This window comes from Ruegeria sp. CH11 (assembly GCF_056537105.1).
Genome location: NZ_JBQFQX010000002.1, coordinates 261780 through 276476, shown reverse-complemented (window position 1 = coordinate 276476; position 14697 = coordinate 261780). Strand labels below are relative to the sequence as shown.

12 protein-coding genes are annotated in these 14697 nt (G+C 58.2%); 2 read left to right on the top strand and 10 right to left on the bottom strand.

The genetic code is table 11. The features are described 5' to 3' along the window. Nucleotides 1-2: 2 nt before the first annotated feature. Nucleotides 3-233 (bottom strand): hypothetical protein, encoded by a 231-nt coding sequence (locus ACR0LX_RS05265; protein ID WP_480571005.1) that lies wholly within the window; start codon nucleotides 231-233, stop codon nucleotides 3-5. Between the two features lie 196 nt (nucleotides 234-429). Next, nucleotides 430-1728 carry a cytochrome P450 gene (locus ACR0LX_RS05260; RefSeq protein ID WP_480782808.1) on the bottom strand — a complete coding sequence of 433 codons (1299 nt, stop codon included), beginning with the start codon at nucleotides 1726-1728 and terminating at the stop codon, nucleotides 430-432. 26 nt (nucleotides 1729-1754) lie between these two features. Here ACR0LX_RS05260 and ACR0LX_RS05255 point away from each other — a divergent pair, with 26 nt between their 5' ends. Further along, nucleotides 1755-3062: a SagB family peptide dehydrogenase gene (locus ACR0LX_RS05255; RefSeq protein ID WP_480782807.1), complete on the top strand. Its 1308-nt coding sequence runs from the start codon at nucleotides 1755-1757 to the stop codon at nucleotides 3060-3062. A 247-nt stretch (nucleotides 3063-3309) separates the two neighbouring features. Then, nucleotides 3310-5052, top strand: coding sequence for an AAA family ATPase (locus ACR0LX_RS05250; protein ID WP_480782806.1), 1743 nt, complete (start codon nucleotides 3310-3312; stop codon nucleotides 5050-5052). Between the two features lie 24 nt (nucleotides 5053-5076). On the opposite strand, the gene ACR0LX_RS05245 is transcribed toward ACR0LX_RS05250, so the two are convergent. The 8 genes from ACR0LX_RS05245 to ACR0LX_RS05210 form a co-directional block, all read right to left on the bottom strand. Beyond that, nucleotides 5077-6132, bottom strand: a complete 1056-nt coding sequence (locus ACR0LX_RS05245; protein WP_480782805.1) for a TAXI family TRAP transporter solute-binding subunit — start codon at nucleotides 6130-6132, stop codon at nucleotides 5077-5079. Between the two features lie 26 nt (nucleotides 6133-6158). Then, the gene (locus tag ACR0LX_RS05240; RefSeq protein WP_480782804.1) at nucleotides 6159-8627 is read right to left on the bottom strand and encodes a hypothetical protein; all 2469 of its coding nucleotides are present in this window, start codon (nucleotides 8625-8627) and stop codon (nucleotides 6159-6161) included. 199 nt (nucleotides 8628-8826) lie between these two features. Then, nucleotides 8827-9495: a PAQR family membrane homeostasis protein TrhA gene (gene trhA, locus ACR0LX_RS05235; RefSeq protein WP_480782803.1), complete on the bottom strand. Its 669-nt coding sequence runs from the start codon at nucleotides 9493-9495 to the stop codon at nucleotides 8827-8829. A 110-nt stretch (nucleotides 9496-9605) separates the two neighbouring features. Beyond that, entirely contained in the window at nucleotides 9606-11957 is a 2352-nt protein-coding gene (locus ACR0LX_RS05230) for a fatty acid cis/trans isomerase (RefSeq protein ID WP_480782802.1), read from the bottom strand. A gap of 91 nt (nucleotides 11958-12048) precedes the next feature. Beyond that, on the bottom strand, nucleotides 12049-13158 hold the full coding sequence (locus ACR0LX_RS05225; RefSeq protein ID WP_480782801.1) for an alpha-hydroxy acid oxidase: 1110 nt from the start codon (nucleotides 13156-13158) through the stop codon (nucleotides 12049-12051). Next, nucleotides 13158-13712 (bottom strand): sulfopyruvate decarboxylase subunit beta, encoded by a 555-nt coding sequence (gene comE, locus ACR0LX_RS05220; RefSeq protein ID WP_480782800.1) that lies wholly within the window; start codon nucleotides 13710-13712, stop codon nucleotides 13158-13160. The genes ACR0LX_RS05225 and comE overlap by 1 nt, the downstream gene beginning before the upstream one ends. Then, nucleotides 13709-14215, bottom strand: coding sequence for a sulfopyruvate decarboxylase subunit alpha (comD, locus tag ACR0LX_RS05215; protein ID WP_480570979.1), 507 nt, complete (start codon nucleotides 14213-14215; stop codon nucleotides 13709-13711). The genes comE and comD overlap by 4 nt, the downstream gene beginning before the upstream one ends. Nucleotides 14216-14263: 48 nt before the next feature. Then, a complete protein-coding gene (locus ACR0LX_RS05210) occupies nucleotides 14264-14674 on the bottom strand; it encodes a universal stress protein (protein ID WP_480782799.1) in 411 nt (136 codons plus the stop codon). Nucleotides 14675-14697: the final 23 nt, after the last annotated feature.

The following is a 14697-nucleotide window of genomic DNA, read 5'->3' as shown; positions in this document are numbered from 1 at the left end:
CCCTAGCAGCAGGCGGGCGGGGCGACAGCGTCATCATGCGTGTGAAGGTCGTCATCCGAGACATCGCTGGGCTTGTCGCCAACATTGACGATCTTCGTGAACGTCTTGCCGATCTCGTCACCATACGCCTTGACTGCGGACGTCGGGTCCTGTTCGAGCAAGGTCCGGTACTCGGGGTCTTTCCACGCTTTGGCGTGCATCTTGCCCCAGTCTTCATTGGTTGGTGCGCTCATCGAAAATCACTCCCTCTTGTGTATGTTGTTGCCGTCTGCATGTGGCTTCTTCGCGCCGCAAAGTCTGCGATCTACCGGCCACGCGCATTGCGTTAACCTTTTCATAGCCCCAAGCTTCAATCAAGCGGCATGTTGACCTTCGGGTCATGCGTGGCGACACAAAATCGTTTTGTTCACCATACTTGTCTTTGATTGGTTACGCCCGGCGGCTCAATTCAAAGGTCTCAGACGTCTCTGGAACCCGTGTCAGCATCCATCGGTGTGAAAGTGTCGCGATGATCGTGGCCATCTGCAACTGCGATTGCGCGGCGGCGATGCACACTCTTGGTCCGGCCCCGAAGGGCATGTAGGCTTTTGACGACTCCGGCGGCAGACGGCCTGCGGCAAAGCGGTCCGGCAGGAATGTTTCCGGTCGCGAAAAGTAACGAGAATCCCGATGCAGAAGTCCCGGACTTACCCAGATGCCCAGCCCTTTGGAAAACATATACCCGAAAAGTTGGAAGCCTTGCGCCACCTCTCGGTACAGGATCGGGGCCGGTGGCGACAAGCGCATGGACTCGCGCAGAAACGCCAACGTTTGGCTTTCTCCAAGCGTCTGGACGTCCGGCTCTGCGAATGCGCTGAGTGTTGCGGCGTCTTCAGCGACAAGGCGATCCAGATTGTGGCGGTCGACATCGCGCCAAAAGGCCGTAAGGGCAAAGGGGACCGTCAGGTGTCCCGCAAAGAGCATCTGAATGACCTCGCCAACAATCTCCTCTCGCGTCAGCGACATCGGATCTGTCAAATGAGCCTGAACCAATGCCGACAGGACGTCACCACGATCAGAGAAATTGCGGAACCGTGTGTCGATGATGGCCTGAACGGATTCCATCACTTTGGGCGCACGGGGGCGTGTCATTTGCAGCGCGCCGCCGGGAGTTGCTTCGGCTGGGGTGGTGAAATTTTCGCCGTAGCCCTCGGAAAAGGGCACCAGTCTGCTGCGTCCGCGACCGTCCGAAAAGCCATCGAGATCGGCATCAAGCACGGTGCGCAACGCTATTCGCGTTGTCAGCACCCTCATCTCGTGGCGCAGATCGATGACGGTGCGATCGGCCCAATCCTCTGCCATGGCGCGCGCAAGCTCGGCAGCGATGTGCAGCCGTGGCTGCCGCATCGCCGCCCGGAAAAGCGGCAGCAACTGATGCCGACGCGCGCGCCAGATCGTGGGATCATTCAGCGTGGTCAGCCCATCGCCCCAATACCCACGATTCGAGGCGCGCAGGAAGCCGGGCTTGCACAAATGTGCCTCATGAAAGCGAAAAAGGTCGCGCACAAGGGCTGCATCGTTGATCAGAATTACGGGCCCGGACCCCAGATCAAAGCTGGCCACATCACCGAAACTGCGCCAGAGTTGACCCAGAAAACCCAACGGATCCCGTTTGAAGAACCCGGCGTTGAGCCGTGCGTTCTGCGCTCCGGTCGGTCCGGGTGGCAAATCTGTCTGTATAACCGTCATCCGACCACCTTGCGCGGAGCGAATTAATGGTTCAACCCGATCTCTGGTCCTATCGTCTGGCACCGGATGTTTCTTGCGAAGTGGTCGATGATCAGGTGCACTTGCGCAGCCCCGCTGGCGGCTTGCGGTTTCCCGGCACAGAACACGCAGAGCTGGCCAAAATTCTGTCGCAGGACACCGTGGCCGAGGTTGTGATGGCCTCAAACCCCCGGACCCGAGACGTTTATGCAGCGTTTCTTTTTCGACTGGATCAGCGCGGATTTCTAAGCCGGTCTTTGATCGTCGGCGAAAAAATTGTTGCGACCTGCAATCCGCGACGCGCTCCGGCTGGTGGTCTGCCAGAAGGTTTGTCGGCACGGACCCTCAAGCTGTCATCCCAAACGCTGTTGCAGCCCTTCGGCGCTGGCTTTCGCGTGCAGCGTCCGGGCGGGTGGGCTGAGATCGAGCTTACTGATGCGCGTTTGGGGGAACTGCTGTTCGATCTGGTGATCGGAATCGAGGCGGATCGGATCAACGCAGAACATTATGACCTGAACCCGCAGGTTCTGGATGCGTTGTTGCGCCTGTTTGATTGGTGCGAGTTGCTGGAAACCTCTGATGCAAACCGGGTGCCGGTGCATGAGGCGCTGTTTCACAGCCGCACCCGCATGGGATTCTCTCAGGCGCCGGTTGGCAAGACCGGTTTCGCGGCACCAACAAGCAAAGCGTCGCCCGAACCGCAAATTCTTCTGGAAAAGCCAGATCTGGCAGATCTCATCGCTCAGGACCCGCCTTATGCGCTTGTCGCGCATCGCCGCAAAAGCCGACGGTCACAGGCGCACGATCCGATATCTTGCGAGCAACTCGGAGCGTTGCTGTTCAGGTGTTTTTACGAGGAAAATGGCCGCCGTCCATATCCCAGTGGGGGCGGACTGCATCCGCTGACTGCGTATCTTGTCGTGAACCGCTGTGACGGTTTGGAATCCGGACTTTACCGCTATGACGCTCGACATCACGGCCTGAGCTTGTTGACGAACAAGGATCGCTCTCTTGACGCGCTTCTGGCGGATGCCGCCGCTGCGGCCGATTGCAAATCGCTTTCGCAAGTCCTTTTGCTGCTGTCAGCGGATATGCCAAAAATGCGCGCAAGCTACGGGGATTTGGCCTATTCGCTGGTGCTGAAAGAGGTCGGGGCCGTATTCCAAACTGTCCAATTGTCGGGCGCGGCGATGAACCTCGCGATTTGCCCGCTGGGAACCGGGAACGCTCTCAGATTTGCGCAGCTGACCGGCCTGGACAGCGTCGACCGCCCATCTGTCGGGGAAATGATGATCGGATCAGCTGAACGATCATGAGAGGTGCCCGGCACCTGCCAACCCGCAAAGAGACATGAGCCTAGATTTTTGGCCGGTTTTCCGGCAAGATACCTGACGCGGGGAGGCAATTTGGCTTTCGCGCACCTGAACGGATCGGGCGGGGTTTGCGCCCAATTGCATCGACACACTGTATTTCAGGTCGACGCATTCACAGCCAAGGTCCGGGGCAGGGGGGTAGCAAGTAGGTTGTTATGTAGGGCGAGCGTTGGGGGAAATGGAAGGCACCATGGCGCAACCGGAGGTTTCCTCGGGGGCGAATTTCGGATCAGAGCAATCCGGTTCGATATTTTGGAGCGAAGCGCACAAGCTTGCGTTTGAACGGCTGACGTTTGCTGTCACCAGCGGCGCGCCGATGACCGTGTTTGTGGGTCGCGAAGGTACCGGGCGAACGCGTCTGGTGCGCGAATTGATTGCGACCAACACGTCGGACTGTGTCATACGGTTGATGAACAACCCTGATGGGGCTGCCGGAGAGGTGTTCTCGGATGTGCTCTCGGCCTTCAATCCCAAGCGCGGCTATTCCGAGGATGTCGAACATGATCGCAATGAACTGTTCAGCGTGTTGCAGTCACTGCACGCGGCCGAACGGTTTCCGGTGTTGGTCGTGGACGATGCTGATCAGATGTCAAACCTTTATCTGGGCGGACTATGCGAATTTTGCGCCCAAAGTGTCGACGGGCGCCCCCTGTTGAAGCTGCTTCTGGTCGGACGTCCGGGAACGACCGATATCCTGTCCGGCGTCAGGCCCGACCTAACCGGCCCGGCCTTCACCCTGGACTGTCTGAGCAAAGATGACGTCGCGAGCTTTATGCGCGCGCGGCTTGACGAGATTGGCCTGACAGACCGGGCGCTTAGCAAAAACGCCATATCCGAAGCCTTTGCCCTGACCAGCGGCATCCCTGCGCGGCTCAACCTTCTGTGCGAGGGTCTAAGGCAAAACGCGACCCTCACGCGGTTCGCGACCAAAGTTGATACGCGGGAGATCGACAAGGCGCAGATGCGCAAGATCGGCGCGCTCGTCAGAATCCACGAGCTTGGCCAACAGGCCCACGATCAGGGGCGCTTGGACGATCAGTCTTTCTCTGCGGACGACGTTGTCCACGCGCGGGACGGTGCTGGTGCCGGGGACAGTTCGGTTCAGGATGCCCATTCCGACGAGACTGTGGAGGCAGGGCAGGGGCTTGCGGGAAAAACGTGGATTGTCGCCGGAGCGTTTGTTGTCCTGGGTGCAGGCGGTCTGATGCTATTGCCGGGCTCGCAGGCATTCTTTGCAGACCGTCTGGCTGCCTTGCAAGGGCAAACCCCCGCTCCGCAAGACGTTGCGATGGAAGCGTCAGAAAGTTCGGCCCCGGCACCTGTTCCCGAGCCCGTCCCTGAACCGGACCTGCTTGCCGAAACTAACGCGCGCTTGACTCGAATCGCGGACAGTCTGGCGGGGACCGAACCAACCGCAACCGGTCAGTACCTAGCCGCGCTGGATCTGGCCGAAGCGGCACCGGACGCGGCAGTCGTCGCGTATGCGAGGGCGGCGCTGGCCGGCCATGCGCGGTCCGCCTATTACCTCGGACAGATTTATGAAACGGGCGAAGGCGTTCCGGTGGACCTTACCCTGGCGCGGGCCTGGTACAGATTGGCAAGTTCACAGATCGACGGAGCGTCGGCTCGGTTGGACGAGATACAGCCCGCAAGCACCGATGGTGCACCGGGCGCGCCGGTGCCGCTATACGCGAATAGAACCCCGGATGGTGAGTTGGACCTGATCTGGACCAGCGCACAAGGCCAGGACCCGTCCGCGTACCGTATCGAGCTTTCGCCCCTTTCGGGCGATCCGGTGCATCACATCCCGGAAATGACGATCTCGGCCATTCGCGCGGTCGCACCTGATGCGGTAGGGCAGTGGCGTGTGATTGCGCTGACGGCAGAAGGGCAAGACGCAGCGGCCTCGCCCTGGGTTGCGATCGGCCCGTGACGGCGGCGCCACGGGCCGCATTGATCAGCAGCCGATTACGGCGCAGATTCTGTTGCGGTAGGCTGCGTTTGCCTCGCTTTCGATGCTTGACTGTTCCGGGGCCGCGATCGGCCCGCAGCTTAGTTCATAGCCCTCGCCAAGCCCAAGGTTCACGCATTCCGAAATATTCCAACCCGGCGGGATGTCGTTTAGATCCACGTCGTTCCATTTCGGATGACCAGACTGCTTGAGGGTCTGAAACTCTTTGGCGATCAGATGCGCCACGTCAGATACCGCCTTACAGCTTTCGCGGTGGTATGCATTGCGCGCCGGCGTGTATTCATAAGTCATGAGTACTGCCTTCACGGCCACCACGTCGATCGTCTCTTGTTGGAACGGATATGTCCCTGCCTCGATTTTGGACGGAGTGTAAACCGCCGCAAGCGTCGGGTCTGTGACTGGTAGAAGATGCAGTTTTTCCGGGTCGATCTGATCGGTCTGGAAGATTTTGGTGGGGGCCCCTGCGACATAGAAAAACGCATCGATACTGCCGTCCAGCAACATCTGCAACGAGGTGTCCGCATTGATCGTCAGACGTTCCGACGGGGTTACTCCGGCCAAATCAAGCACCAGCGACGAGGTCAAAAACGTACCGCTGTCCTCAACGCCCACACCGACGCGACGGCCATTCAGGTCCGACAGCGACTTGACGTCTTTTTTGGCCAGGATGTGAACCTCTTCGTTGTAGAGAGGAAAGGCGATCCGCACCCCAAAGATCGCCCGCGCAATCTCGGGATCCTCGCTTGAATAGGTTTTGAGATATTCCAGCACGTCGCTTTGCACGATGCCTAACTGAGTGTGGCGGCGTTTGCGCACGCCCAGAAAGTTTTCAAGCGAACCGGCGCTTTCGCGCACATTCAAATTGATCCCGCAGTTCGCAGCCAGACCACTCAGATCGCCACCGATCTGGATATATGTCCCCGTCGGACCGCCGGTCAGAATATTGCGCTCGAATGCGGACGCGGAATTTGGCAACACAACGCTCGCAGCCGCTAGAACAGCGGTTCTGGCGAAGACCTTCACCAGTTTGAAAAAATCCATCTTTACCTCCCTTTAAACAACAAAATTTAACAGAATTCTCCGGACCGTACCAAATGCAGCAGCGTATGGCGGTTGATCTCGCCGGTGGCCGATTGCAGCGCGTCAACAGCGCATGTGCCACTGGCCAGTTCGGTGGCCAGCGCCTCGACGACCTCCAGCGGCAGTTCGGTTAGCCCGGGCGCACCGCTCAGAATGATGCGAACCGTTTCAATCGGTCTGCTTGGGCCTGTGGCGACAGGTGTCGCAGCTGCAACCGGAGCGGCCGTTTCGGTTTGCGGGTCGGGTGTCACGGTGGCCTCGGGCGCGGCGTTCGTCACAGCCGCAAGCCGCGATTCAGCATCAAGCGTTCGGCGTTCCAATTCTGCCAGATTGGCGGCCAGACCAGCCAGTTCCTCACGATACGTTGCCGTTTGCAGGCGCAAAGCAGCCAGTTCCTGCTTTGCAGTTTCAGTGCTGGTTACCGTTTCCGATAGCGCCGCCTGACTGTCCAATTGCCTTTGCTTGGCCAACTCGGCCTCTTGTATCGCCTCGGTCTTGGCGGATTCCAATTCTGCCAAACGCGACAACGCAGCGTCGCGCAGCGATGCGGCCTCGGCAGCGTCGGCCTTTGCGCTATCAAGCTCCTGCCGGGCGTTGCCGACGTCATCCTGCATCGTCTGCAGATTGTTTTCCGCATCCGCGATCTGTGCCGTGATGTCTTGCAGAGCTTGCCCGGCCGCCGTTGCTTGTGCTGCCTGATCCTCGGCTGCTTGGAGTTTCTCGGTCATCTGGGCAAGTTCTGCGCGGCGTGCTTCCAGATCACCGGCAACCGTGTTCAATTCTTCCTGCGCCGTCGCAGTGTCGGCGGATATTTCTTGCAAGGATGCCGCTGCCTGGTCGCGTTCGTCGCGAAGGTCGGCCAATTCCTGACTGATCGCAGACCTCGCCTGTTCGTCTTCGGTCCTGGCCTGTTTTGCCGCGTTTTGCGTCTGCGTCAGTTCTTCACGCAACGCCGCAATGTCACCGGTCAGTTGATCGCGATCCTGCTGCAGAGTGTCCAATGCGGCCACCAAGTCCAGTCGCACTTGATCGCCAACTTGCAATTCATAAACTACCTCGGCCAAACGTTCATCGCTCTGCGCGATTTCCTCGCGCGCCGCCTCTGATTGCGAAATCAGGTCCTGCATCTCTGACGCAGCCAGCGCGCGCTGCGTTTCGTCGTCAGCGATTTCAGCTTGCAATTCCGTCAGCCGCGCGCGTGCAACTTCAATTTCACCTTCAATGCTGTTTCTATCGGCCAGTAATTGATCCGAGATTTCCTGCTGCTCTTGTGCCGAGGCCAATCCAGCCTGCACTTCGGACAGGGCAGACTCGGCTTCTTGCTGTTTCTCCTGCGCTGCGCGGGCTGCGGATTCCGCACTCGAGCGTGTGGCCGACAGGGACGCGATTTCAACCGAGGCTGCTTCGCGGGTCTCATCCAATTCGGCCTGAACCTTTTCCAGATCAGACCGAGTTGCGGCCAAATCCTGCTGCATTCCGGTCAGATCGGCTTGGGCTGCTTTTTGTTGATCCAATAGCGACTGAAGCGTCTGCTCTGCCGCAGAAATCTGATCCGCAGACCCATTGGTATCTTCGGACAGTTTGGTCTTTTCAGCGCCCAGTGTTTCCAGTTCCTGCCGCAGTTGGGTTTCTTCCTGCCGCCGCATATTTACGACCCGTTGCAGCCTTTTCAGATCTTCGGTGACACCGACAAGCTCTTCTTGTCGCTTGGTAAGATCAGATTGGGTTTGATCCAGTTCGGTCTGTTTGCTGCTAACCGAAGATGTGAGTTGATCAAGTTCGTTCTGTTTGGCACCCAGATCGGAGGTCGCTGCGCTCAGACTCGCCTGCGTACCGGTCAGCGTTTCGTTCAGGCTGTCCAACTGCGTGCTTGCTTCGACCTGACTGCGCGTCAATGCCTCGACCTCGGACTTGAGCTGGTCTGCCAGCAGTCGATCGGCATCCATCTTGTTTTCAAGATCGCGCATTTCCAGTTTCAACTGCTCAAGATTGCCTACCTCAGCCGCTGCCGTCTCGATCTGAACGTTCAGGTCGGCCAGTTTCACGCTGGCTTCCTGGGCGCTGGTCTCCAGTTCCACAAGCTCGGTCCGGCGCCTTTCCATCGCGTCTTCGTTGGCCTGCGTTTCCGAGGCCAATTGGCTGCGCGCCTCTTCCAGTTCAGCGATCCGGGATGCGTTTTCCAGCCGTTCGGAATCAACTGCTGTAATTTGTGCGCGCAGATCGGACAGATCGCTTTCAGCTTGCGTGATATCTGCGACCAAACCGTCTTTGGTCGTCCGCGCCCGGTCGATTTCTTCCTGTAACAAAGCCAGGATTTTCCGAAGTGAGGCCGCCGTCTGCGGTGACTCGGCTGACGCAGCCGTAGAGTCTGCGGTGTTTTGCGCCAAAGCGACAGGGGCCACCGCACCAATAGACGTTACAATGAATGCCAGAACAATCAGGCGCGACGAGACCATTCGCCAACTCTCCACTTAAAAAATAACGTGGTAAGTGTTTCACAAATTTGCGAAAAAGTCTAACTTGACGCTCATGGGCCGTTAGGCGCAGTAGGTGCCGATACGAAGCGCCGAAAGGTCAGCGGAATCTAAGCGTTCAATTTCCTGCATTTAGACGCATTTGGATGACTGTCCGCGACGACTAGCCTCGCTGCTTCCGTCAGATATGTATCTCCGGGCCGATAGAAATACGCACCGCAACGGCGATGAAGAACAGAACGCTTCCGGTCAGGACAAAGACGTGCCAGATCGTGTTGTGGAACGGCATCCAATCAAGCAGGTAAAAGGTAATACCGATTGTATAGACAAGCCCCCCGGCGATCATCAGGACGACAACCGTCGTCGAAAGCTCGGACAGCATCGGTTGTCCGGCCCAGATTACCGCCCAACCCATCATGACGTAAAGGCCCAGTCCGAACCAACGAAACCGGTTCGGGTCCACCATTTTCAGAAATGACCCCAGCGTGGCCGAGGACCACAGACCCAAAAGCAAGCCCGGTGTCTGCCCAGCGGACAACAGCAGGAACGGCGTGTAAGTGCCAGCTATTTTGACATAAATGCCCGAGTGATCCAGTCGGCGTAATAGCCCGGCCCAACGGTCGCTTTCGATCATATTGTACAGGGCTGACAGAACAAGCATCAGGATCAGTGTGATCCCATAGACCGAAGCCCCAAGAAGGGCCTCGGGTTCGGTCCGGTGATAGGCTGTCATGATGATAAGTGCAGGAACCGCGACGACGGCCAAGCTTATGCCCAGAATGTGCACAACCCCGTCGCTGACACGTTCAGCCCGGCTATAGGCCGGGCGCATTTCTGCAAATGACACCATACCGTTTAACCTGCAAACCTAATGTATAATTTATTGCGGCACCCGCGTTTCGGCAAGGCGCGCGGCCAAGAGTTTGCATTCAATTGTATGTAACCTGGGTTACAAGAATGTCAGTTGATGTCATCCCCCGGTTTGGGGTCTTTGTAGCGGTTGAGGTCCAGAATGCCTGCCTGAACCGGGTCCTGTTTCAGGAAACTGGCGTTCAGGACGTCGCTTGTCGGCCAGAAAGCTGGGCTGGTTCGCCGCACGCCATAGGCCGCAACGACGTCCAGCCAGTCGCCCTGGGATCTGATGGCCTGCACCGCGTCAGCAAACGCGTTCAGTTGGTCCTGTGGGACCCGAAAATAGAAGTTGGGGTAGCTGGCGAAAAGACCCGGCAGGATCGTCAAGACATCCGCTTGGGGGTCACGGCGTGCGGCTTCGTCAAACAGGAAGGCAACGTTGAAATGTGCCTTGTCGTGGGCCATCGAATAGACCTCGGACCCACCATCGCTTGTCTGAACCACCAGAACAGAAAGATCGGGTAGGAACTTGACCCAAGGGCCGGCCTTATTCGCAAGCGCGCGCAGAGGGGCGAGCTCGTCGGTCTGGCAATCATCGTTCGCACATCTGTTGATTGCATCAATTTCGGGCCATAATCCATTGTAGCTGCTAATTAAATTCAGCAAGAATTCACGTTTGGGATCACTGGTTTCATAGTCAATGCCTGACGGGAAATCGTGGTCCACCTGCCGGCGATGCCAATAGGTGTGAATCTCAGCCAACGTGCCTTGATACCAGGTTGCGTGCATATCCCGCCGGATCTTGCGGGGCATGAATGTCAGGAACAGGTCCTCACTCTCCATCCGCAGCTCGTCCATGTACAACCGCGTTGAAAGCTGATGTTCGACCCGGCCAAAGACATCGTAGCCCGCCACAAGATCATAGTAGATGCGTTCGAAAATTGGGAAATCGATAACCCATGCGGTCTCGGGTATACCGCCATGAAACCCGTTCATCGCCGACGCGTTGTCGAAATGGCGGAACACCGTGATCCGTGCATCGGGATTGGTACCGTCGCCGTCCCAGATCGCGCTATAGTCAAAGCCGGATTCAAACAGCGGGCTGTCCCGATACCGCGCGTCCCGGAATTGCAGATATTCGATTTGGGCCTTGTGCGAAAACGCCTGCAGATCACCCAGAGCCCCGTCGTTGACCTTTGAAACAGGCAACTCCAAAAAGGCTGCCCCATCGGCAAGGAAACTGGGATCGGTGACAGACAGGTCGGCGTCGGGATCAAGGAAGCTGACCCAGAACCTGTCTTCGATTACATCAACGGCGGTTTCTCCGTGGCAGACGGGACCACGGATGAAGCTGCGCACAAAGAATAGCGCATCATCCAGCAGAAACTGATATCGGCTGCGCGCGGGTATGGCAGAGAACGTGCTGAACGGATCGCCACCCTCGGACGTCCCATAATCGGGCAGGGTTGAAACCGACCAAGCATCGTCCAGAAACAAACTCTGAAAACGGGCCAAACGGTCGGGGCCGATGGCGTAGACGAGGTGCTCTTTGTGCACGATTGTTTCGTCTACCAGTTGCAAACGATAATAGAACCGATCCACACCTGGCGCATCAAATGGACGCCGCGATGCTATGATGTTGATCTCGTGCCCCGGAGCGGTCGAGGATCGCACGAGTTGAAAGAACCGTCTGGGGTCGTCATTGTCGAAATGCAGCCGGGCCAGAAACAGATGTTCATATAAGTAGCGGCTCAACAATTGCGTGCGCAGGTCGGGGGCGTTCAGGAAATCTTCCCAAATTGCAATCTGATCTTGGATCTGCGTTGGGATTTCGGGCAGCACCGATGGCAGAGGTGCCCCGTTGCCTGCCCAAGACATCAGCTTTTGATACTCCGACTCTGTAAGCGGTGCGGTGCCATAGGGCATACCTGCAAGCGGATGATTGTCGCGAAACGCGTCGAACTCGGACGTTGTCGGGCAAACAAGCGGCCGATCCAGGGCCAGCCTCAGCGTTTCGGGCAATGGCGCGTCGGCTGGCAGGGGCGCGGTGCGACCAAGGTTCAGATAGCTTTCCAGCAGCGATTTGGACCCGTCAGAGCCAAGTGCCGGATGAAACCCCAGCCCCCGCCACTCGGGGAACGTTTGCGCATCGATGCCAAGGCGTGTGGGTTGCGCGTCAGACAAGCGCTGCGTGTGATAGACCGCCTGCTTGCTGGCCCCGCGCAGCAGACCCTCGGGCGAGGTCAGCTTCAGTTGACAGGGCGCGTCATAGCAACTGTGACAGACGACGCAGCGGTGATCCAGAATCGACTTTACCGTGCTCCATTCCGGTTCCGATATGGTCGTGCTGGCGTTGGTCGCTTGTGCCCGTGCTTGGTTGGTAAAGCCGAGAATGGTCGTTAGAACGAGCGCAAGCAAGGCCGATCCGACGCGGACCCCAAAAGGAACAGCATTGGGCATCGCATCCCCCCATCTGACAAAAACCACAGCGTCTTCAGTTTTGCTTGCGCTCAGGCCAAAGTCGAGTCCCCCGGCCTGCAGTCCTGGCAGGTCAGACGCCCATGTCTCTCAATTGGTTGATCTCAGTGACACCCAACTGCGCCATCGCAATGTCGACCTCGTCGCGCAGCACCGACCAGAGCTGATTGAGCCCGGACTCGCCCTCGGCCGCGATGGCGAATTGCATGATACGCCCGAAGAAAACGAAATCAGCGCCACTGGTCAGTGCCTTGATCACGTCTTCGCCTGATCGCAGCCCGCTGTCGTAGAACAGGGGGAAATCATCGCCCAAGGCTGCGCGAATCTTTGGCAGCATCAGAAAAGGCTCGGGCGCGCTTTCCAGCTGCCGCGCGCCGTGTGACGACACCTGAATGGCGTCCGCACCTGCGGATTTCAGGGCAATAGCGTCTTCGACGTCCAGTACGCCTTTGACGACAAGGTTTCCGGGCCAGCGATCCCTGAGACGGGCAAAGGTTTCCCAATCCGCCTTGGCGCGGCTTTCCGTGCGGTCAAACTCGTAGCCCTCCATCAGAAAGTTAGCCATTTGCGGCTTGCCCCGAAACAGCGTTGACAGCGACCAGCGCGGATGTAGGGCGAAATCCAGAACCTGCCGCGGACCCATTCGAAAGGGCATGCGAAACCCGTGCCGCAATTCGCGCGGACGGCGTCCCACTTCGGGGACATCGACAGTCAGCACCAGCGTGTCATATCCTGCGGCTTTGGCCCGGTCGACCAGCTTGAAGGTGCCGGTCCCATCGCCGCTGAAATATAGCTGGAACCACGCGTTACCCTCGGCGGCTTCCAACAGCTCTTCCATTGGGGTCGAAGCCACCGTCGAAACACCCAGCGGAACCGACTGACACGCGGCCAGACGGGCCAGCATCAGGTCGGCCCCCGGGGCGGACAAATTGCACATACCCATCGGCGCGATGCCAAAAGGGACATTTGCCGGAGTGCCCAAGACCGAACTCTCCAAAGACCGCTTACTGACGTCGCGCAGGATGCGTGGGCGCAGCGTCATCGCATCCATAGCCGCGCGGTTCCGGGTGGCCCCAACCTCGGCGCCTGCCGCGCCATCGATATAGTCGAACACCATCCACGGCAAACGCCGCCGCGCAAGGCGGCGGGCGTCTTCGGCGCAGTGGATGGCGCTTTGCGGCATTACGCCTGAACAGCTTTCATAAAGCGATCGCGGATTACCACGGGGTCCATCGTGATCGGAGGCATCTTGGCATTGCCGCTTTCGCACTTGCTGACGATGATCGTCATCTGCCCGTCGTCCAGCGCCTCTTGCAGCACGCGGCAGGTGTCTTCGGCCTGACATTCGATGACGCGGTCACATCCGGCAGCCTCGGCCATTTTTGCAAGCGAGGTCTTCTGGCCGGCATAGGTGGGCTGATCTCCGGTCGAGCCATAGGAGCCATTGTCGACGATCAATAGAACATAATTGTCGGCCACATTATTGGCGATCGTGGGCAGGGTGCCCAGATTGGTCAGGATCGAACCATCGCCGTCAATCACGATAACCGGTTTGGGCTGCGACAGCGCCAACCCAAGGCCAATCGATGACGCAAGCCCCATCGTGCCCAGCATGTAGAAGTTGTTGGGCTGGTCGTCGATGGCGTGCAGCTCTTGGCTGGGGATGCCGATGTTGCAGACAACCAGTTGATCCCGCAGGATCGGAGCGATTTCTTTCAGAATCTCAGAACGGATCATTGGTCGCCGTAGCCTCCCCAGAAGTTGGCATCGGTCAGGATGGCGACCGGTTTGTTGCACATGAAGGTGTATTTCAGGATCGCATCCAATTCCTCGACATCTTCCCTGTGGTGGAAGTGATAGGTCGGGATATTCAGCTGCGCCAGTAGGGCCTTGGTATGCACGGCCATTTCGACCTGGCAGGCGATGGGCTCGCGCAGCTCGCCCCGGTACGAGATCAGCATTGGCAACGGCATCCGGTAATACTGGATCAGCGTTGCCAACGTGTTGATTGTCACCCCGATGGCGGTGTTCTGCATGATGATGGCGGGGCGTTTGCCGCCCATCCAGGCGCCTGCGCACAAACCCATACCCTCATCTTCTTTGTTCGAAGGGATGTGATAGATGCCGTCGCGCTGGTCAATTTCCTCGATCACACCGGCCAATTGTTTGCATGGCACGGTGGTGACAAACGAGATATCGTTCGCCACCAGATCATCGGTGATCTTCTTGTCTATGTTCATGTCCGATCTGTCAGTCCTGTATGGGGCGCCGGTGGCGCGATTGACGGTTCAAAGCCCGCGGTGCACGTGCACGGCGCAAGGCGCATGGCGGACGACACGCGAGGCGGTCGACCCGAGAAAATAGTCGCTGATACCCGGCTTGTGCGATCCGATGACGATGCAATCGACATCGTTATCCTTTGCGTAGTCAATGATCGTACGCGCGGTGTGGCCCTTGACAATTTCAGGCCTCACGCCGTCCAGCCCTTCGGTCTTTTCCAGCAATTTGCTGCGAGAGCGCTGAAAGGCTTCCTCGACAACGGATTTGTCAAGAAACGTGCTGACCGAGCCCTGCGGCAGTTCATAGACATGCAGCGCGATGATTTCTGCCCCTTTTTCTGACAGGGCGCGTGCGACCTCTAACGTGTGCTGTGAAATGCCATGATCCAGCGCCATCGGGACAATTACTTTTTTGTACATGGATGCCTCCAATTCTTACGGGT